Origin of the sequence: Leptotrichia sp. oral taxon 847, assembly GCF_001553645.1 — a bacterium.
Classification (GTDB): Bacteria; Fusobacteriota; Fusobacteriia; order Fusobacteriales; family Leptotrichiaceae; genus Leptotrichia.
The window spans coordinates 524,278-544,965 of sequence record NZ_CP014231.1 but is presented as its reverse complement, the minus strand read 5'-3'; the positions used below and the strand labels follow the sequence as shown (position 1 = coordinate 544,965).

General features: G+C 28.0%; 16 protein-coding genes. 10 read left to right on the top strand and 6 right to left on the bottom strand.

Annotation, left to right across the window (positions count from 1 at the left end):
• Positions 1-145: 145 nt before the first annotated feature.
• Genes AXF11_RS02290 through AXF11_RS02275 form a run of 4 tightly spaced genes read left to right on the top strand, consistent with a single transcriptional unit; the run spans position 146 to position 3,885 of the window.
• Complete coding sequence (locus AXF11_RS02290; RefSeq protein ID WP_068154559.1) at positions 146-1,087, top strand: tRNA dihydrouridine synthase; 942 nt, start codon at positions 146-148, stop codon at positions 1,085-1,087.
• A gap of 20 nt (positions 1,088-1,107) precedes the next feature.
• Positions 1,108-2,082 carry a S66 peptidase family protein gene (locus tag AXF11_RS02285; RefSeq protein WP_068154558.1) on the top strand — a complete coding sequence of 325 codons (975 nt, stop codon included), beginning with the start codon at positions 1,108-1,110 and terminating at the stop codon, positions 2,080-2,082.
• 58 nt (positions 2,083-2,140) lie between these two features.
• Complete coding sequence (locus AXF11_RS02280) at positions 2,141-3,106, top strand: dipeptidase (RefSeq protein WP_068154556.1); 966 nt, start codon at positions 2,141-2,143, stop codon at positions 3,104-3,106.
• A 56-nt stretch (positions 3,107-3,162) separates the two neighbouring features.
• Positions 3,163-3,885, top strand: a complete 723-nt coding sequence (locus AXF11_RS02275) for a gamma-glutamyl-gamma-aminobutyrate hydrolase family protein (protein ID WP_068154553.1) — start codon at positions 3,163-3,165, stop codon at positions 3,883-3,885.
• 139 nt (positions 3,886-4,024) lie between these two features.
• Here AXF11_RS02275 and asnA read toward each other — a convergent pair whose 3' ends face one another.
• Entirely contained in the window at positions 4,025-5,035 is a 1,011-nt protein-coding gene (gene asnA, locus AXF11_RS02270) for an aspartate--ammonia ligase (RefSeq protein WP_068154552.1), read from the bottom strand.
• Between the two features lie 109 nt (positions 5,036-5,144).
• Positions 5,145-6,128, bottom strand: a complete 984-nt coding sequence (locus tag AXF11_RS02265; protein ID WP_068158149.1) for a DNA polymerase III subunit delta — start codon at positions 6,126-6,128, stop codon at positions 5,145-5,147.
• A gap of 459 nt (positions 6,129-6,587) precedes the next feature.
• Here AXF11_RS02265 and AXF11_RS02260 point away from each other — a divergent pair, with 459 nt between their 5' ends.
• Together AXF11_RS02260 and smc are read left to right on the top strand one after the other, a co-directional pair.
• Positions 6,588-6,989, top strand: coding sequence for a hypothetical protein (locus tag AXF11_RS02260; RefSeq protein WP_197416838.1), 402 nt, complete (start codon positions 6,588-6,590; stop codon positions 6,987-6,989).
• Between the two features lie 203 nt (positions 6,990-7,192).
• On the top strand, positions 7,193-10,801 hold the full coding sequence (gene smc / locus AXF11_RS02255; protein WP_068154548.1) for a chromosome segregation protein SMC: 3,609 nt from the start codon (positions 7,193-7,195) through the stop codon (positions 10,799-10,801).
• 65 nt (positions 10,802-10,866) lie between these two features.
• Here the strand turns inward: smc and AXF11_RS02250 are convergent, their stop codons facing one another.
• A complete protein-coding gene (locus tag AXF11_RS02250; protein WP_068154547.1) occupies positions 10,867-12,288 on the bottom strand; it encodes a phospholipase D-like domain-containing protein in 1,422 nt (473 codons plus the stop codon).
• A 659-nt stretch (positions 12,289-12,947) separates the two neighbouring features.
• Here AXF11_RS02250 and AXF11_RS02245 point away from each other — a divergent pair.
• From AXF11_RS02245 to AXF11_RS02230, 4 genes are read left to right on the top strand one after another with little or no spacing between them, the layout of a single operon-like run.
• Positions 12,948-13,487 (top strand): hypothetical protein, encoded by a 540-nt coding sequence (locus AXF11_RS02245; RefSeq protein ID WP_068154545.1) that lies wholly within the window; start codon positions 12,948-12,950, stop codon positions 13,485-13,487.
• Positions 13,488-13,511: 24 nt separating this feature from the next.
• Positions 13,512-14,387 (top strand): hypothetical protein, encoded by an 876-nt coding sequence (locus AXF11_RS02240; RefSeq protein WP_068154542.1) that lies wholly within the window; start codon positions 13,512-13,514, stop codon positions 14,385-14,387.
• Between the two features lie 41 nt (positions 14,388-14,428).
• Positions 14,429-15,346, top strand: coding sequence for a 1-phosphofructokinase (gene pfkB / locus AXF11_RS02235; RefSeq protein ID WP_068154540.1), 918 nt, complete (start codon positions 14,429-14,431; stop codon positions 15,344-15,346).
• 35 nt (positions 15,347-15,381) lie between these two features.
• Positions 15,382-17,355 carry a PTS fructose transporter subunit IIABC gene (locus AXF11_RS02230; protein ID WP_068154538.1) on the top strand — a complete coding sequence of 658 codons (1,974 nt, stop codon included), beginning with the start codon at positions 15,382-15,384 and terminating at the stop codon, positions 17,353-17,355.
• 92 nt (positions 17,356-17,447) lie between these two features.
• On the opposite strand, the gene AXF11_RS02225 is transcribed toward AXF11_RS02230, so the two are convergent.
• From AXF11_RS02225 to AXF11_RS02215, 3 genes are all read right to left on the bottom strand, one after another.
• Entirely contained in the window at positions 17,448-17,855 is a 408-nt protein-coding gene (locus AXF11_RS02225; protein WP_156440364.1) for a hypothetical protein, read from the bottom strand.
• 461 nt (positions 17,856-18,316) lie between these two features.
• Positions 18,317-19,600: an exopolysaccharide biosynthesis polyprenyl glycosylphosphotransferase gene (locus tag AXF11_RS02220; RefSeq protein ID WP_068154534.1), complete on the bottom strand. Its 1,284-nt coding sequence runs from the start codon at positions 19,598-19,600 to the stop codon at positions 18,317-18,319.
• The gene (locus AXF11_RS02215) at positions 19,591-20,673 is read right to left on the bottom strand and encodes an acyltransferase (RefSeq protein WP_068154533.1); all 1,083 of its coding nucleotides are present in this window, start codon (positions 20,671-20,673) and stop codon (positions 19,591-19,593) included. The genes AXF11_RS02220 and AXF11_RS02215 overlap by 10 nt, the downstream gene beginning before the upstream one ends.
• Positions 20,674-20,688: the final 15 nt, after the last annotated feature.

Sequence of the window (20,688 nt, the reverse complement as noted above, 5' to 3'; positions counted from 1 at the left end):
AAAATTAACTAGAGAAGTATTCTGTAATCAAAAATAAATTTAAAATCTACCTCTTAATTTAATATTTCATTCTGTTGTTTTAAAATTTTAATTTGATTTTTTTTATCTTTAAGTATATAATAAACAAAAAAATCTAGGAGAAAAAATGAAAATATACATTGCTCCAATGTCAGGAATTACTGATTACGCTTTTAGAAAAATATTAGAAAAATTTAACCCAGATTTTTTATTTACAGAAATGGTCAATGCAAATCTTCTAAATCGTGAAAATGACGCCACAATAAACGAACTTTTGAAGTGTGATGACAAAGAAAAAACTGGAACACAAATTTTTGGTGGTGATAAAAATGAACTGCTTATGGGAATTTTGAAACTGGAAGAAATTGGATTTAAAAAAATTAATATAAATATGGGTTGTCCGCAGCCAAAAATTATAAAAAATGGAGCGGGTTCAGCACTTTTGGAAAATTACAATTTGATGGACGAACTTTTTTCAGAATTGTTGCCAAAATTAAATTCCGGCACAAAAATTTCAATAAAAATTCGAACTGGCTACAAAAATTTTAATAATCCAGAAATTTTTTTGAATTTAGCAAACAAATACAATCTTGATTTTATCTGCGTTCACGGTCGAACACAAAAGCAATTTTATTCTGGTTCGGCAGATTGGGAAATCACTTCAAATTTGAGCAAGCTTCTGCGAAATACGAAGTTTTTTGGAAATGGGGATTTATTTGAACCAGAAGTTATAAAAAATCGAGTTGAAAAATGTAATTTAGATGGAATTATGCTTTCAAGAGGAGTAATTGGAAATCCCTGGTTAATTGCACAGGCAAGGGAATTTTTACAAACTGGGGAAATAAAGACTGTTAAGACATTTGATAATACAAAAGAAATTGTTTTGGAACATTTGGAAAATATTTTTGAAAATAAAGGGGACATAAAAGCTGTTCTTGAGATAAATAAATTTTTGAAGCCATACTTTTTGAAATTTCAAAATGAAGTTTATGATTTTAAAAATAAAATTGGAAAAATTATTATTGAAAAAGATTTTATCAAAAAACAAAATTTAATAAAAAGATTGTAAGATTAAAAGGGAGAATTAAAATGACAAAATTTCCACAAGCGCCTAAATATGGCGATAAAGTTTTTTTAATTTGCACTTCTTCGCCTATTTTGCCAGAAGAAATAGAAAAGTGTAAACAAATTGTAGAAAATCTTGGATTTAAAACTGTTCTTGGAAAAAGTCTTTCCCAAAATATAGGAGGATATATGGCAGGAAATGCCGATGTTAGAGTAAATGATTTACACAGCGCTTTTTCAAATCCTGAAATAAAAAGTATCTTTTGTGTGAAAGGCGGCTTTTCTTCCTCGCAGCTTCTTGACAAAATTGACTACAAATTAATAAAAAAAAATCCAAAAGTTTTTGTCGGCTACAGCGACGTTACTAACCTAAATATTGTTTTTAATCAAAAATGCGGACTTGGAACATATCACGGTCCAATGGTAAGATCAAATATGCTTAATGATTTTAATGAATTTACCAAAAATTCTTTTTTTTCTGCGTTAAATTATGAAAATGGTAAAAAATGGAAACTTGAAAATCCAAGTGGTAAAAAAATTATTTTATTAAATAGAAATAATTTTAGTGAAATTGAAAAAAAAGAAAAAATTAGAGAAATAAAAGGTGAATTGATTGGAGGAAATTTATCTTTGCTGGTTACAACACTTGGAACGGATTATGAAATTGACACGAAAGATAAAATTTTATTTATTGAAGAAATTGAAGAAGAAATTAGTCGAATTGACAGAATGATGACGCATTTGAAACTTTCTGGAAAACTTGACGACTGCCGTGCCATTCTATTTGGAAATTTTGATGGCTGCGAAAACACTTATAATCCTAGTTACACTTTGGATAATTTTTTAAATAGTTTTTTTAAAGACTATAAAAAACCTGTTATTACTGGAATTGAGTGTGGACATAAAAAACCAGATTTGGTAACTTTACCACTAGGAGCTGAATGTACAATCGATATTCATTCAAATTTGAGTAAAGTTGAAATTTATTTTAAAAAATAAAAAATTGATTTTAAAAAACAACTTTTGTCAAAAATAAAAAAATGAAAGAAGGAAAATTATGATTTTTGATATGCATGCTGATGTTTGGACTGATAATTTTTGGGAATACCAAAAAGGAAATTTTGACATAATTAGAAAAAAATATAAAGAAAAATTTTTAAAAGGTGGACTTTTTGGTGGAATTTTTGTCATTTACATTGATTTTAGAAAAGTTGAAAATATTGAAAAATACTTTTTGGAAGATCTTTGTGCTATGACTAGAGAACTGTATTATTCTAAAGATTTAATTCATGTCGTAAAAAGCTCAGAAGATTTTGATATTTTGAAAAGGGAAAAGAGCGATAAATTTAGAGTTGTTCTCGGGATTGAAGGATTAATCGGAATTGGTGATAACCTAAACTATATCTATTTACTTCATCAGTTGGGAATTCGTCACATCGGACTGACTTGGAATGAAACAAACGCTTTTGCAACTGGACAAAGTGGGAATAAAAATAGAGGCCTTACACCACTTGGAATAGACGCTATAAAAATAATAAACGAACTTGGAATTTTACTGGATTTATCTCACGCCAACGATAAAACTTTCTGGGATGTGGCAGAACATTCGAAAAAGCCATTTTTTGCTTCACACTCGAATTCCAGAGCACTCTGTCCATCTCTTAGAAATTTAACTGATGATCAGATTAAGTGTATTGGAGAACGTGGTGGAATGGTTGGAATGAACAGCTACCACAATTTTGTGAGTTGTGATGAAAACAAAAAAAATCTCAATACTCTAATTGAGCATATGGAATATGTTGCAGGAAAAATTGGACTTGATAAAGTAGGATTTGGACTTGATTTTGATGAATATTATACACCTTTAAGTGAAAGTTGCGAAGGACTTAGCGAACTTGAAAATGTAACTAAGTTAAACAATATAATTTTGGCTCTAAAAAAACGAGGATATTCTCAAGATGAAATAGACATGGTAACTTACAAAAATTTTATTAATTTTTATAAAAGAGTTGAAAATAAATAAAAAACTTAAATAAAAAAACTTATGAAAGGAGAATATGATAATTTATCATACAAAAAATGAAAAAACCAATAATTGCAATAACTTCTTCAATGGACTTAAATCCCGATAGATTAAATGACAATAGAGCTTTAGTTTCGCTTGATTATAGCAATTCTGTTATAAATTCAGGCGGAATTCCTATAATTCTTCCAATTACGGACAACCTTGAAGTTATAAAAGAGCAAGCAAAATATTTTGATGGTCTAATTTTATCAGGAGGCGGAGATCCTGACCCAAATTTATACGGCGAGGACTGTCTTCAAGAACTAGGAAACGTTACGCCTGAGCGGGATACTTTTGAACTAACAATTTTAGATGTGTTTTTAAAGGCAAAAAAACCTATTTTGGGAATTTGCCGTGGACTTCAATTAATGAATGTATTTTACGGTGGAACGCTTTATCAAGATATAAAATATCTAAATACAAGTATTCAGCACAGACAAAGATGGCTTGCTGATTTGCCGACACATGACGTGAATATTTTGGAAGAAGACAACATTTTATTTGAAATTTTTGGTGCCAAAACTCGTACAAATTCATTTCATCATCAGATGATAAAAGATTTGGGAAGCGAATTAACTACAATTGCAACTGCGAATGACGGAGTTGTAGAAGCCATTCAAAATAAAAATCATCCATTTTTTTATGGAGTTCAATGGCATCCCGAAATGATGGCTTCCAGAGGAAATTTAGAAATGAAAAAAATATTTGATAAATTTATTAAAAGTTGTAATAAATAAAAATATTTGGACAAATTAAATCGAAAAAACTTCCTTTAAAATAAAATAATTTATAAAAATTATTACAAAACAAAAAAATTACCCATTTAAAATTTTTAAGTGAGTAATTTTTTATTAACTAAATTTAAAACTTAACTTTTTATAACAAGTTTATTTCATTTTCACAACAAGCTTTTTTAATATCTTCAGTCCAAAAGGAAGCTTGAACTTCTCCAATGTGTGCTTTTTGCAAAAAGAACATACAAATTCTTGACTGTCCTATTCCACCACCGATTGTTAGTGGTAATTCTCCATTTAAAAGTTGTTTGTGAAAGTCTAATTCTTTTCTTTCTTCTAAATTTAATTCTTTTAATTGTTTTTCTAGAGCTTTTTTATCTACACGGATTCCCATTGAAGATAATTCTAGTGAGTGATTTAAAACAGGATTCCATAAAATTAAATCCCCATTTAATTCCCAATCATCGTAATCAGGTGCACGACCATCGTGTCTTTGTCCTGAAGCTAAAACTTTTCCAATTTGCATAACAAAAATTGCACCTCTACTTTTTGCAAATTCATTTTCTCTTTCTTCTGGAGTCAAATTTGGATACAAATTTTCCAATTTTTGTGAAGTTATAAAAGTAATTTCATTTGGCAAATCTATTTTTACTTTTTCAAATTTAGCACTAAGTTCTTTTTCTGTATTTAAAAAGACTTTGTATATTTTTCTTACAGTTTCTTGTAAAAAGTCAAAGTTTCTATCTTCTTTTGTGATAACTTTTTCCCAGTCCCACTGATCTACATAAATTGAGTGAGTATTATCCATATCTTCATCTCTTCTGATTGCGTTCATATCAGTATAAATTCCTTGTCCTACTGGAACTTTATATCTTTTTAGTGCCATTCTTTTCCATTTTGCAAGTGAATGTACGATTTCTAATGTTTCATTTGGAACTTCTTTTGTTTCAAATGCAACTGGTCTTTCCACACCGTTTAAGTTGTCATTTAATCCTGAAGCTCTTTTTACGAATAGCGGCGCTGATATTCTTGTTAAATTTAATTCTTTTGAAAGTTCTTTTTCAAAAAAGTCTTTTACAAACTTAATTGCAATTTCTGTTTCCATTATCCCATATTTAGGGTCATAACCTTCTGGTATAAAAATACTTGACATAATTTTCTCCTTCTTTTCTCAAATTTTATTTTTTTACCCGTTTATGTTAACAAAATTCCAAATTTTTGTCAAATTTTTTTATTTTTAGACAAAATACAAATTTTGTCTTTTAACTTTTTTGATAAAGTGATGAAATTTCCATTATCAATTTTTCAACTCCGGTATTCATTTCAATCTTTCCCATTTTTATATTATTTTCAATTTCCCAAGAACGATAAACTAAATTTTTTAGATTTTTCAAACTGTAATTTTTTTCCAGTTCCAGTTTTTTAAAAATTACGTATGAATTAGGAATTCGGTTATTTACTTTAAATGCCTCTTTCACTTTTTCAAACTGAGTTTTGAAAGTGTTGTAATTGGAACTAAATTTTTTGCCATCATTTTTCATCATTTTAATTTTGTATAAAATTTCTAATTCGCTGTAAAGTGAATATAAAACTCCCATATATTCCTTGGTCTGCTCCAAATATAAAAGAATTTTGTTCGCTTTGTCAGATAAAATTTCCCTTGTCATCTCATAAATTTTATACTCTTTTTCCAAAGAAATAATATTTTTTATTTTTTTCAAATCAAATTTTTCTCCATTTAAGAAAATCTTTATTTTTTTCACTTCGTTTCTCACTTTAAATGGATTTTGTCCAATCATTTCCAAAAGTGAACTAGCCTCTTTTTTATTTATTTTTAACTCAAGCATAACATAATTTTGAATTTCAATGTCTTCATTTTTTAAAAATAAAAAACTTTTAATTTTTTTATCTTTTTCCAATTCATCAAGCGTTTTTTTTAATTCGTTATTTAGCTTTCCATCTTCCTTTTCATAATCAATCACAATCTGCTTATTCATTATGTTCAAGTCAGCAATATGTTTTAAAAATGCTTCAAATTTTTTGATTTTTTGAGCTCTTTTTAAAACAACTAATTCTTTTGCGGAAAAAATAGAATTTGTGCTAACCTTTTCTAAAAAAATTCCATCTTCTTTCAACTCCGCATCAAAGAAACTTTCAGAAATATTTTGCTTTTCTTCTCTAAACTTATTTAATATCTCAAAATATTTAAATTCTCTAAATTTTGTGCCACCTATAAAATAAATCATATTTCCTCTTTCCAAATTAATATTTTTATTATTTAACATTTTAAAATTATACCATAATATTCATTTTTTAGCGACACCAGATTTTTCAAGTTCATTACAATTTATTGTTTTATTATTCTTAAATATGATTTTTATTACTTTTTTTAGAAGATGAGTAATTAGAACAAATTTACTAAAAGAACAAATATATTTTTAATAAAAAAATAGAGGAAAAACATTTTTAAATTAAAAACGTTATGATACACAAGACACTGTAATTGCTAAACAAAATAATATTTAGAAAAAGTATCCTTAAATATTTTAATTTAAAATTAACATTAGCTTATAAAATAAATGTTGTAAAAATGTTTATTGATAATTATAAACTATATTAAAATATACCTTGTTTAAACATTATAAATATATTAAAATTAATTATAATTTAATAATATATTTTTTTTAAAAAGGAGAACGATGAAAATGTCAGAATATGTTGGAAATGAGGTATTTTATTTTAAAGAAATATCAAGTTTGGATAAATTTAATCAAAGGATTAGAAAAGAATTTTGTGTAGATGAAACTTTTGACGGGAAGATGATTAAGATACAGATAAAAGATTTGATTTTTGGAGTATATTTTTTGAAGGATGAAGAAAGAAATGGAAATGTGTTGGTAATAAGGACAGACAAGATGATAGATTGTGGAAAAATTGAAATATTTGAGGAAGTAAAAAATTTTTATTCAGATTTATATTTTCTAATTTTTTATTCAAATGAAAAAACAAAATATGAAAATTTTGAAAAGCTTTTGGAAAAAATTGGGAACGATATGTTAAAAAAAAGTATTCAAAAAATTAGAAGTGAAAAAAGAAAATTTTTGTGATATAATTCGTTTGGTAAAAATATAGTATGGTGGCAATAAAAAATTTAATTTTAAAAGATGAAAAGTGTGAATCAAGTGTTAAATTTTTGAAAAAAATGAGATTAAAATAAATACTAGAAATAAAAAATCAGAGGCTGCCTCATAAGATAGAAAATACATAAGTATATATTTTATAACAAATAAAATTTTTGAAAGGAAAAATGATGTATTTAAAAGCACTGGAAATAAACGGCTTTAAGTCGTTTGCAAATAAAACAGTAATTGAATTTGACAGTGGAATAACGTCAATTGTTGGGCCGAATGGAAGTGGAAAAAGTAACATTTTGGATGCAATTTTGTGGGTTTTGGGGGAGCAGAGCTATAAAAATATTAGGGCAAAAGAGAGTTCAGATGTGATTTTTTCCGGGGGAAAGAATAAAAAGGCAAAAACTCAGGCGGAAGTGAGTCTTTACATAAATAATGACGACAAATATTTGGACACCAGTTTTTCGGATGTAAAAATTACTCGAAAAATTTTTAAAAGTGGGGAAAATCAGTATTTTTTGAACAATGAAAGGATTCGTTTAAAAGATATTCATAATTTATTTTTGGACACTGGAATTGGGAAACAGGCTTATTCTGTGATCGGACAGGGACGAGTTGAGAGGATAATTGGTTCTTCACCAAAGGAACTTAGAGAAATAATTGAAGAAGCTGCAGGGGTTAAAAAGGCAAAAAATGAAAAAGAGGAAGCTACAAAAAAACTTGCAAATGTGAAAAATGAAATTGAGAAAATTGACTATGTGGAAAAAAGTTTATCAAAAAGAGTGGAAGAGCTTAAAATTGAGCAGAAAAAAGCAAAATTATACAAAGAAATTTCTAATAAGATTGACACTCGGAAGTTTATGATGTTGGAATACGGAATTAATGAAAAAAAATTTTTACAAAGTGATTTTGAAGAAAAAAATAACAAAATCTTGGTAGAATTGGAAAAATTGAAGAAAAATTTAGTGGAAAAAAAGGAAGAATCAGAAAAAATTAGCGACCGAAATTCTGAAATTAAACAAAATCTGGTGTTGCAAAAAACTCAAAGAAATAATAATTTTAGTAAAATTGAGGAACTTAAAGATGAATATTCAAAAATTTTGAACAAAAGTTCTAATCTGGAAATTGAAGCTTTGGAAAAAGAAAAGAGAAAAAAAAGTTTAAAAGAGGAAATTTCTTCTAAAAAAAAGATTTTGGATAATTCAAAAAATGAACTTGAAATTTTAGAAAAAGAATTTTTAAAAAAAGAAAAAGAAAAAAATGAAATCTCTAAAAAAGTTTTGGAAATAAAAAATAAAAGTGAAAAAATAAAAAAAGAGATAAAAGAAAGAACTCAGAAAAATTCTAACTTGGAAGTCGACAAAATAAAAATTGCTGGAGAAAATGAGGATTTGGAAAAAAGAATCTTTTTGTCAAAAAATGAGAAAAAAAGAAATTCGGTGGAAATGCAAAAATTAAAGCAAAATTTTGAAAAAATTGTGCGTGAAAAAGAAAATTTTGAGATAAAAAAAGCTAAAAAGGAAAAAGAAAAATTGCAAAGTGAAAAAGAAATTTTTGAATTGGAAGGCAAAATTGAAAATTTACGTGAAAAACATTCGGAAAATGTTAAAAATAAAAATAAAATAAATTTTGAGCTGCAAAATTTGAAAATTAGAAAAAATGCGATTTCTAATGCGATTGAAAACAACGAAACTTTTAACAAAAGCATTAAATATATATTAAATAAAAAAATAAATGGAGTTATCGGAGCATTTGTAAATTTAATTGAAATCCCTTTTGGTTTTGAAAAATCAATTCAAACTTTGTCAGGTGGAATGTTTCAAGATATTGTCGTTCAAGACACAGACGTCGCACGAAATTGTATTGAGCTTTTGAAAAATGAAAAAATGGGAAGAGCTTCGTTTTTGCCAATAGATGATATAAAAGTTTCAAAAAGTTTTAATTTGCTTCCAAAAATCGAAAAAAATTTTACAAAAAAATTGTCAGATGAATTTAATGAAAGCGAAAAGCAAAGTATTGCTCTAAGTACAAAAGGTCAAAATGGAATAATTGATTTTGCAAAAAATATTGTGAAATTTGACAAAAGTTTGGAAAAAGTCGTTCAGTTCGTTTATGGAAATTCTGTTGTTGTACAAAATTTGGAAATTGGAATTGAAGTTTTAAAAAAAGGATTTAGTGATAGAATTGTAACACTTAATGGCGATATTATAACCTCTCGTGGGAGAATGACCGGCGGATTTTCTCAGAGAAGAGACGAACTTCTTTTTCAAAAAAAAGAATTAAAAAAATTGGAAGGAAAAATTTTTGAAAAGGAAAAAAATTTTTCTGAATTTGATGCAAAAGCTAAAAAAATTTTTTTAGAAGCTGAAGAAATTGACATAAGAAAAAATGAACTGCAAAATAATTTTAAAAAATTTCAAAATGAATACAACAATTTTATAAAAAATTATGACAATTTTAGTGTAAACTTTTCAAAAGAAAAAAGAGCATTAGATACTTTGGATTACGAAATTTCCCAAATTCAAAATTTTATTTTAGAAAAAGAAAAAAAAATTTCTCAAAATATTGAATTGATAAAAAATATTGAAGAATATATTAGACAAAATAATTTAAAATTGGAAGAACTTAAAATTGAAAGTTCTAAAATTGAAGATATGGACGATTTTTTGCAAAAATTAAATGCCATTGACAAAGATTATGAAATTTTAAAAGTTAAAAAGGAGAGCAATAAAAAGCGATATGACGAGATTTATATTGATTACAGCAAAAACTTGGATGAAATTGAAGAAATTGTAAAATTTGAAAATGAAAAAGAAATTTTGGAAAGAAAATTGAAAAACGAAATTTTTTCTAAAAAGAGTGAAATTTATAGATTTGAAGCTGAAAATAAAAATATTTTAGGTAAAATTAAAGAAAATGAAGAAGAAATCCAAAGAGTGGAAAAGACGGAGCGTAAAATCTTGGAAGAGTTAAAAAATTTGGAAGTCGAAATTGTAAAATTTCAAAGCGAAAGTGAAAAATTGACTGAGAAAATTTTAAAAAATGAAAAAGATTTGAATTATGAGATTGAAAAAATTGGTGAAATTGAAGAAAATAAAGTTATGCAAGATGAAGAATATTTTGAAATAACCGATGAAAAAGAATATTTTGAAATAAAAAAAGAACTTACTAAAAATGAAAAAAGCCGTTCGGAAATTGGAGAAGTTGATTTGACGTCAATTGAAAAATTTGCAAGGGAAAATAAAGAATATGAAAATCTTGTAAATCAGAAAAGAGACTTGGTGGAAAGTAGAAAGACTCTTCTTGAATTTATCGAAGAAATTGAAAATGAAGTGAGAGTAAAATTTTTAACCGCTTACGAAGAAATTAACAAAAATTTTGAATATATGTGTGAAAATATTTTGAATGGAGCAAAGGGAAATATAAAGCTGATAAACCCTGAAGATATTCTGACAACAGGGCTTGAGCTTAGTGTGAAATATAAAAATAAACCGGAGCAGTCGCTTTTACTTTTATCAGGTGGGGAAAAGTCGATGCTTGCAGTGTCATTTATTATGGCAATTTTTATGTTTAGACCAAGTCCTTTCACTTTTTTTGATGAAATTGAAGCGGCTCTCGATGAGAAAAACACGAAAAAAATTGTGGAATTACTTCACAATTTTACCGATAAATCACAGTTTATCTTAATCACTCACAACAAGGAAACTATGAAAGGCTCACACAGGCTTTATGGAATCACGATGAATAAGGAGATCGGGGAAACTAAGGTTGTTTCGGTTGATGTGTAAAATATTATTTTTGGTAAAGTTTTATAACATTAAAAAAGTGGGGGATTTTTGTTCCCCACAATTTTTTAAAAAATTCCAATTCCATTCATTTCAATAAATCTAAAAAGTAAATCATTAAAGAGACCTTCATTTTTATTTTCATCGTACGGTAAAGTAAAATCGCCGTCTCTATTTGTCCAAAGCCTGTCGTAGTAATCTGAAATTTGTTTTGAAACTTTTTGGTCGTAATTTGAAACTATTTTTAACTCATTTTCCAAGTTGTAGTTTCTCATGTTTCTTCTTGTAAAATTAGTCGAACCGCCATAAGTTATCATATAATCCTTTTTAAAGATAGACATCATTTTCACGTGATACATCTCTTCACCTTTGTTGTAAAATCTAACTGTGATGTCATAATTGTGCTTTCGTGCAAATTTCATAAGTTCACCAGCAGACGCTTTGTTTGGGAGTCCCGCCGTTGAATTATTTAAGATTATTTCAAATTTTACACCTCTTTTAGCGGCTTTTCTTATATCATTAATAATTTTTCTGTCCGCTAAAAAGAATTGCGCTATCACAACTTTGTCGCCAAATTTCGCTTTTTTTAATTCTTTTGAAATGTCAATTCCAGTCGCTCCTTCAGTAAAGTATTGTAATTTAATTTTATCATTTTGAGAAGTTGGAATATCAAGTTTTTTATTTGGCAATCTTTGTTTTAAACTTCCATCTTTTTTTGTAAGTCTTGCGACTGGCTTTTCAGCGTCATAAATCTTTTGTATGATTGGTGAAGAAAATTTAAAAGCCACATTTGAATGTTTTGAACCTTCAGCATGTGGATTTGCGGAAGTTAACATAGCTGTATTTTCATTCATAATCAATTTTCTGTGGTCAGCTTTAGCATTTAACGCTCTTAAAATACTTCTAACCGTAACTGGGTCAGTTCCCTCGTAAGCGGGATTTTTGGTTTTTCCAACGTTTTTAGGATTTCCAAAAGGTCTTATAAAAAGTCGCCAAGGTGTGGAGTACAAATGCAGTGGGTCACGCAATTTAGCTAAATCAACATAGCCTATTTTTACTCCAGCTTCTTCCAATTTTTTGTGAGTCGGATTGTCAAATGCACCGTAAAAAGTGTTGCTCTCATCAAGAATCAAATAAATTTCAACATTTGGTTCTCTTTTCTTTTTTTCCAGAATCTTTTGGGCAAATTCTTCTGCAATGGGAAGTGGATGCAATTTTTCTTCTACACCTTTTCCGACCCAGTCATTAAAAACAAAAATATCCATAAGAAAAAAGTCGTGAGCGTTGTCCAAAATATCATAAGCCTGATCCCAAATTTGTCTTTCATAATGTGTTGCACCATCTTTTTTGTAAGTTAAGTCGTAGTAGAAGTCAACATTATCAGCATTATAAACGGCAGTTTTAGTTTGAAGTCCCATTTTTTCGTAATTTTTACAAGAAAATATCGACAAAAAAATAAGTATAATTAAAAAAAATTTTTTTTTCCTCATAAAAAAATTCTCCTTCTTTATAATCGTTGTTTAATAATACAATTATTTTCTATAAAAATCAATATTTTTTTCGTAAATTTTTTACTTTTAAATTTTTTAAGTTATTCTTGATTACAAAATGTTATTTTGTTTAATATTATTTTTTTATTTTTTACATAAGGGGAAAGGGCCGCCATTTCCCCTTATAATCCCCACGCTCGTCTAAGAATTTTTTTGAAGCAAAGCCGAAACTCACTTCGTTCAGGCAGTCGTCTTTACTCCAAAAAAATCACGACACCTTTTGTATAATAGTAGAATTTAAACCGTCGGAGCATTTTTATGTGCTGACAAAACTGTCTGAGCACGATTAGTGCGAGTTTTTTGGCAGTGCATAAAAATGTCTTGAGCCTTGCCGGGGTGCAGGGGTGCGGCGATGAGCACTTCTGCTTAAAAAAAAATTATTTTAGTAACTTTGTGGATTAAATTAAGAAACTTGAAATAGAAGTTTTTACTTATCTCTAAATATTTTACTTCGCGCTTACTAATTTTTTCCCTTGTAATTAATTAAAAAATATGGTAAAATTTTTTTGTGAATTAAAGGAATAAAAATGTTTTTTATTAGTATATAAAAATTAAAAAAAAAGTAAAAGTTTTATTTTGATGTTAAAGGAGAATTTATAATGAAAAAACTTGTAATTTCGTTAGCATTGCTGATTTCTGGGCTTTCTTTTTCAGGAACTTGTCATTGGATTAAAAATCCTAATTTTTATGTAAGAAAAGAAATAGAGTTGATAAATAAAACAGAATTGAAGGGAAATATTTATTGCGATGTTGACAATGATTTTTTGACATATTACATAGGTTCTGGAAATTTGGAAGTTGGGCTTGTGTACAATGAAAAAGAAAAAAAAGAATTAACTTATGAAAATATTATGAAAATATTGCTAGATTTTGAAGATGATATTGCCAAATTGATTCCAAGTAATATTCCGGCAAAAAATTTAAAAGATAAACCACAATTTTATACATATAGATTATATATTTATGATGCTAAGCAAAATGACACGTTTATGTTTTTCAAATATATTTTAGACACAACTAAACCTGACGGAGACTGGAAGATGTACTATAACAATGAAATTTTTTCTAAAGTAAACAGTAATGTAGTTAATATATTTAAAACAAATGGATATGGGCCAACCGAAGATATTGTTTATTAAAATGATGTTCGGGAAGGTAAAAAAATGAATATAACTTTAGAAGAAGACATTACCTATAAGACAAAAGTTAACGATTTTGGCGTGGAACCTGTAAATAAGAGAATTATTACAACTGGTGAAAAGTTGATTTTCTTTAAAAAGGGAATATTTGAAAAAGAAAGTGGCGGAAAAGTAAAAAATAGCAAAATTATAAAATATATAAAAGAAAAAAATCAGTTATTTGTATCAAGTATATTTTTTGTGTCAACTTCCAGCGGGAAGGTCTATAAATGTGATGGAAACAAAAAAAGAATAAAAGCACTTGTATTTGACACAGACAGAGTGGTTAGTGTTATGAATTTTATAACAAGTGGCAGAATTGTGTACATCGAAGGTAATGTGCTGTTCTCCTACGATGTGGATACAAAAGAATTAATTTTCACAAAAATAAACAAAAATAAAAATAGCGGCAATTACGATATTTTTACGAGTGGTGAAAATGTTATAATTAAATTTAAAGAAAAAAACAAAGAAGATAACACAATATATATTTTTGAAAATAAATTAAAAAAAATATTTGAAATAAGAACCGATAACGACCACACATATTCTAAGATTGTGGGACTTAGATATTTTGCAGGAACACAGGACGGCGAGATAGAAATCTGGAATATTTTGGACAAGGAATTGTATAATTCTATAAAAATAGCGGATATAAAAGTTAATTACATCGAAGAAAACGAGGGGAAATTTTTCATTGGGCTAGTTGACGGAACGATGATAATTACAGATAAAAATTTTAAAATATTGATAAGAAAAAAAGTCGCAGATAGCAAAATACAAAAAATATGTATAATTGAAGATGAAATTTATATTTTAATTTCAGACAACAGAATTATAAAATATAAAATGAAACTTTAAAAATAAATATTTAAAAATTTATAAAATTTAAGGAGGAAGATATGATTTATACATTGACGTTAAATCCCGCATTGGATTATGATATGTATCTTAAAGATGATTTGGAAGTGGAAAATTTGAACCTTGCTACCAAAGTAAATTACAGAGCTGGGGGAAAAGGAATTAATGTTTCAAAAGTATTAAAAAATTTGAACGTAAAATCGACAGCAATTGGATTTGTTGCGGGATTTGTTGGAGATTTTATCAAAGAGGATTTAAAAAAAGAAAATATTCAAACAGAATTTGTAGAACTTGAAGGCATTACGAGAATCAATGTAAAAGTTAATGGAAATGACAAAGAAACGGAATTAACCGGTGTTTCTCCTAAAATAACAGATGAAAAATTAAAAGAATTAATAAAAAAAGTATCAGACTTAAAAGATGGAGATATTTTAGTCCTATCTGGAAGTATTCCCGCATCGATTAGCAGCAAAATCTACAAAGAATTGTCTGAAAATGTAAAAGAAAATGTAGAAATAGTGCTTGATACAAGAGGAAATTTATTACAGGAAAATATTCACAACAACTTGTTTGTAAAACCAAATATTCATGAATTAAGGGATATGTTTGGGGAAAAATTGGAAACTAAACAGGAAATCGTTGAAAAATGTAAATATTTCTTGGACAGAGGAGTAAAAAATGTCATTTTATCCCGTGGCGGTGATGGAGCTTTGCTTGTGAATAAAGCGTTTGTACTGGAAGCTAGTGTTCCAAAAGGGAAACTGATTAATTCGATTGGAGCTGGGGACTCGATGGTAGCTGGATTTGTGGCAGGATTTGTCAAAGGGATGTCAACAGAAGATTCATTTAAATTGGCAGTTGCTTCAGGAAGTGCTACAGCTTATTCTTACGGGATGGCTGAAAAAGATTTAGTTGATAAATTATACAGTGAAATTGAAATTTTGAAAGAAACAGTTTAAAAATAAAAATTATAGTTGGAAAGAAGGGGAAAAGTATGAAAATATCAGATTTATTAATAAAAGACAGAATAAATCTTGACATAAAATCAAATGATAAACCAAGTGTTATAAGAGAACTGGCAAGACTTCACGAAAAAACAGGTGTTTTAAATGATTACGACGGATATGTAAAAGCGCTTGAAGCAAGAGAAGAACAAAGTTCAACAGGAATTGGAGAAGGAATTGCTATTCCTCATGCAAAGACAGAATTTGTAAAACAACCAGCTCTTGCGATGGGAAGAAAAATGAGTGGAATTGACTACGATTCATTGGATGGAGAACCAGCAACATTGTTTTTTATGATTGCAGCGCCAGACGGGGCAAATAATACTCACATCGAGACATTAGCTAGACTTTCACAGTTATTATTGGATGATGATTTTAAAGAAGCTTTGGAAAAAGCTCCAACAGCAGATGCAGTTTTAGATATTATAAATAAAACTGAAGCTGAAAAATTCCCTGAAGAATCCGAAAAAAAAGAAGAAGTTAAAGAAGAAGCAAAACAAATAAAAGTTTCTGAAAATTCGGGAGATGAACCTTATATCATTGCAGCGACAGCTTGCCCAACAGGAATTGCTCATACATACATGGCAGCGGCAGCCTTAAAAAAAGCAGCTGAAGAAATGGGAGTAAAAATAAAAGTAGAAACAAATGGAGCAGACGGTAGAAAAGATGTTTTGACAAGCGATGACATCAAGAAAGCAAAAGGTGTTATTTTAGCGATAAATAGAAATATTGAAGTGGATAGATTTGATGGAAAACCGTTAATTCAAGTGGAAGCAAAAGAAGGAATTAATAACGCAAAAGCCTTGATTCAACAAGTCTTAGATGGAAAAGCACCTATTTTCCATGCAAGTGGTTCTTCAAAAGCTTCTTCAGGTGAAGAGGCTTCAAATGAAAAAAAAGGACTTTACAAACACTTATTAAGTGGAGTTTCTTATATGTTGCCGTTGGTAATAAGTGGAGGAATTTTGATTGCATTGGCGTTTTTGGTTGATACGTTGACAGGCCATGCGAATGCAGGATCTAATTTTGGTACAACAAATGCAATGGCGAAATTGTTGATGACAGTTGGAAAAGCGGCATTTGGATTGTTCTTGCCAATTTTAGGTGGATACATAGCGCTTAGTATGAGTGAAAGAGCTGCGTTAACTCCAGGACTTGTTGCAGGATTCTTAGCAACTCAGCCAATAGTAAAAGATGGTCCAGTTTCAGGATTTATTGGTGCATTAATCGGTGGATTTTTAGCGGGTGTAGTAGTTAAAATTTTAGTAAAAGTATTGTCAGGATTGCCAAGATCGTTAAATGGTTTAAAGATGATTTTATTGTACCCAGTATTATCAGTATTAATAACAGGGACAATAATGTGGGTAGTCGTTAATCCGATAGCTACTTTTATAAATGTTTGGTTAAATAACGGATTATCTTCAATGCAAGGAGCAAGTGCAATATTATTAGGAGCAATATTAGGCGGAATGATGTCAGTAGACATGGGTGGACCTATAAATAAAGTGGCTTATGTATTTGGAACAGGAACATTGACAGCGGCAACAATGACTTCGGGAGGAACTTTCTCAATGGCGGCAGTTATGGCTGGAGGAATGGTTCCACCAATAGCGATTGCATTGGCATCTACATTGTTTAAAGATAAATTTACTGCACAAGAAAGAGAAGCAGGACTTACAAATTACATTATGGGATTCTCATTCATTACAGAAGGTGCAATTCCTTATGCGGCAGCAGATCCTACAAGAGTAATACCCGCAAGTATTGTAGGTTCAGCAGTGGCAGGAGCTTTAATTGGATTATTTAGAGTTAAAATACCAGCACCTCATGGAGGAATTTTAGTAATGGGATTAAGTAAGACTGCAAATGGTGGAAACGGATTTTTCTTGTATTTATTTGCAGTTGTAGTTGGTGCAATTATATCAGCAGTGCTGCTAGGATTATTAAAGAAAAAAGTGGCATAAAAAATTTCAGTTGAATTAATAAAAAAAGGCTATCTCGAAAAGTTTGAAATAGTCTTTTTTGTTTAACTTAAATTTTAAATTTTATCAAAGTTTCAAATCACATTTTTTTCACTTCTAATTTTTTGAATACTTTTTTTTAACATATCATTCCCAATTTTTCCCAAAAGTTTTTCAAAATTTTCATATTTTGCTTTTTCATTTGAATAAAAAATTAGAAAATATAAATCTGAATAAAAATTTTTTACTTCCTCAAATATTTCAATTTTTCCACAATCTATCATCTTGTCTGTCCTTATTACCAACACATCTCCATTTCGCTTTTCATCCTTCAAAAAACATACTCCAAAAATCAAATCTTTTATCTGTATCTTAATCATATCCCTATCAAAAGTTTTATTTTCGTTTATACAAAATCTTTCCCCAATCGTCTGATTAAATGTATCAAGACTTGATATATCCTTAAAATAAAATACCTCATTTCCAATATATTCTTCTGCCATTTTCATCGTTCTCCTTTTCTAAAAAAATATATTATTAAATTATAATTAATTTTAATATATTTATAATACGTAAACAAGGTATATTTTAATATAGTCCATAATTATCAACAAGCATTTTTATAGTGATTATATTACAGATAAACATTAATTTTAAATTAAAATAATTGAGAGAATTTTTTATAAGACTTATTTTGCTTAATAATTATAGTATCTGTGACATTACAAATCCTTTAATTTAAAAATGTTTTTTTTATTTTTTTATTAAAATTATATTTGTTCTTTCAATAATTTTGAAATAAATTCTTTTTTTTTTACCTTTCTTTCATAGCTTATTCTTATAGAGGAGATTTTTTTATGATTAATAACAATTTATATAAAATTATTTGCTAAAAAAATAGAAAAATAATTTTAAAAAGTTATGAATTGAATAAAAGAACTAAAATAAAAAATCTCTTTTTTTACTATCTTCCTTTACCAAAAATAACAATTGTTACAGTTTTTAATAAAATTTTCAAATCGAACAAAATGTCATGATTTTTTATATAATATAAATCGTATTGAAGCTTTCTGTAAGCGTCTTCGATACTTGCTCCGTATGGATACATCACTTGTGCCCAACCTGTTAATCCCGGTTTTACAGTGTGTCTCAAATTATAATACATTATCTCTTTTTCTAATTGTTTTATGAAAAATTCACGTTCAGGTCTAGGTCCAACAAAACTCATTTCTCCTTTTATGACGTTCCATAGCTGTGGCAACTCGTCCACTCTCGTAAGTCGCATAAATTTACCAAATTTTGTAACACGGTTGTCATTTTTTGTCGCCCATTTTGGTCCGTCTTTTTCCGCATCTGTTGTCATCGAACGGAATTTTATAATTTTAAAAGGCTTATTTCCTTCGCCAATTCTTTCCTGAATAAAAAATATCGGTCCTTTTGATTCCAGCTTTATAATGATTGCTGCAATAATCATAATTGGAATTACACAAAACCCTATTAATAATGCAAAAATAATATCCAGTATCCTTTTAACTTTCAAATTAAAATTGTTATGATAAATTTCAAATCCCGTATTTTCCAAAAACCACTTCGGACTTAGATGTGAAACAGGAAGTTTACTTTCATACATTTCATAAAATTCCAGATAATTGTAGTACTGAAGCCCTTTTAATTTATTTTTCAAAAGTTTGTCCACAATTTTAGGATTTACAAGTAAATTTTCTGAAAAATCTACGATTATATCTACTTTTTTTAAATCACATATTTTTAAAATATCATATCCATAATCCTTTTTTTCAACATTTTTGTAATGTTCTATAAATCGATATTGCTCATCTTTTTTTATGCCGACTAGCAAATCTTTCGTGTAATCATTTTCTCCAACAAACATAATTCTTTGCTTTTCAACAACTCCCACGATGATAATATATCTAAAAACTATTTGAAACATCGCAATTATTCCAAACAAAACTATTGCTTCATAGAACGTAAATATTTTAAGAAAATTAGCTACTATGGCAAAAATAAAGTTAACGATACAAACAACTGCCATATCTCTAAGTTTGTACCGTCCAACCGCAATATTATAAATATTTCCAACATAATATGCAATCAGTGCAACTCCAAATATTCCTACATTCCTAAAGCCAAGCCCTCTATTTATTATAATAAGTCCAATTAAATAAACGACTACTGTAAGTATCCAAAATAATCCCAAATAATTTTTCCTAACACCACTTACTGCCATTTTATACTCCTTTCCAATAATTTTTTCACGTAATAAAAAATCAAACTCACAAAAAATGCTCCCAAAAATACAATAAAAAAAGAAACAGCTATGTATTTTCCATAACCCATTTTGTTTTTAAAATAATTTTCACAAAAATACACAAAAATAGGATGCATCAGATAAATATCAAATGTCGCAGTCGACACAGCTTTCACAAATTTTTTCAATTTCAAATTTTTATTTTTTGGCTTCTTTTTTACTTCGAAATTTATAATAAATTCAAAAAGCATAACTGATACTACAAATACAAATATCGAGTGATAATTGTAAAAATGGTCAAACAGTTTACTGTCTTTTTTTGAAAAAATATAAGTAAAATAAATAATTAGAAAATTAAATATAAAAAATAAAATCATATTTACCTTTTTATTTTTAAAAATCTCAATTTTTTTATTCCCAATTAAATATCCAAGTAAAAAGTACCCAATATATTGTCCGATTTGATTATAAGCATTTGTATTCAGTTTCAAGAACGTATCCAAAAACGGTATAAAAATCCAAAAAAATCCCCAAATAAATATCAAATATTTTGTATTTTTAAATTTTTTTTCTTTATCCCACAAAATAATTTTTCGTAAAATTGGTGTTACAAGATAAATTGAAATTATCATATAAACGTACCATAAATGATAGTAAATTTTGCCATTTAACAACTGTTTTACAAAATTTACATAAAAACTTTTTTTAAAAAATAGAGCACTTTTAAAATTATTACTTTGAAAAATTATCGTAAAAAGATAAAAAATTACCGAATAAATCAAAAATTTTGGAATAATCTTCAAAAATCGCTTTTTAAAAAAAAACGTTATTTCTTCATCTTTTCCGAGTAAAAAAAATCCACTGACCATAACAAAAATTGGCACACAGCTCCTGCAAAAACTGTCAATCACATTAGAAACAATCCATTCGTAAGAAATCCCATTTTCAATCTCATACAATTTCCTGCATACAATGTGAATAAAAATAACCATAATAATCGCAACAAATTTTAGAACATCAAATCGAAAAAATAATTTTTCATCTTGATTCATAAATATTTCTCCACT

Coding starts and splice junctions, on each gene's coding strand:
- AXF11_RS02290 (WP_068154559.1), top strand. CDS start 146: ATGAAAATATACATTGCTCCAATGTCAGGAATTACTGATTACGCTTTT.
- AXF11_RS02285 (WP_068154558.1), top strand. CDS start 1,108: ATGACAAAATTTCCACAAGCGCCTAAATATGGCGATAAAGTTTTTTTA.
- AXF11_RS02280 (WP_068154556.1), top strand. CDS start 2,141: ATGATTTTTGATATGCATGCTGATGTTTGGACTGATAATTTTTGGGAA.
- AXF11_RS02275 (WP_068154553.1), top strand. CDS start 3,163: ATGAAAAAACCAATAATTGCAATAACTTCTTCAATGGACTTAAATCCC.
- asnA (WP_068154552.1), bottom strand. CDS start 5,035: ATGTCAAGTATTTTTATACCAGAAGGTTATGACCCTAAATATGGGATA.
- AXF11_RS02265 (WP_068158149.1), bottom strand. CDS start 6,128: ATGATTTATTTTATAGGTGGCACAAAATTTAGAGAATTTAAATATTTT.
- AXF11_RS02260 (WP_197416838.1), top strand. CDS start 6,588: ATGTCAGAATATGTTGGAAATGAGGTATTTTATTTTAAAGAAATATCA.
- smc (WP_068154548.1), top strand. CDS start 7,193: ATGTATTTAAAAGCACTGGAAATAAACGGCTTTAAGTCGTTTGCAAAT.
- AXF11_RS02250 (WP_068154547.1), bottom strand. CDS start 12,288: ATGAGGAAAAAAAAATTTTTTTTAATTATACTTATTTTTTTGTCGATA.
- AXF11_RS02245 (WP_068154545.1), top strand. CDS start 12,948: ATGAAAAAACTTGTAATTTCGTTAGCATTGCTGATTTCTGGGCTTTCT.
- AXF11_RS02240 (WP_068154542.1), top strand. CDS start 13,512: ATGAATATAACTTTAGAAGAAGACATTACCTATAAGACAAAAGTTAAC.
- pfkB (WP_068154540.1), top strand. CDS start 14,429: ATGATTTATACATTGACGTTAAATCCCGCATTGGATTATGATATGTAT.
- AXF11_RS02230 (WP_068154538.1), top strand. CDS start 15,382: ATGAAAATATCAGATTTATTAATAAAAGACAGAATAAATCTTGACATA.
- AXF11_RS02225 (WP_156440364.1), bottom strand. CDS start 17,855: ATGGCAGAAGAATATATTGGAAATGAGGTATTTTATTTTAAGGATATA.
- AXF11_RS02220 (WP_068154534.1), bottom strand. CDS start 19,600: ATGGCAGTAAGTGGTGTTAGGAAAAATTATTTGGGATTATTTTGGATA.
- AXF11_RS02215 (WP_068154533.1), bottom strand. CDS start 20,673: ATGAATCAAGATGAAAAATTATTTTTTCGATTTGATGTTCTAAAATTT.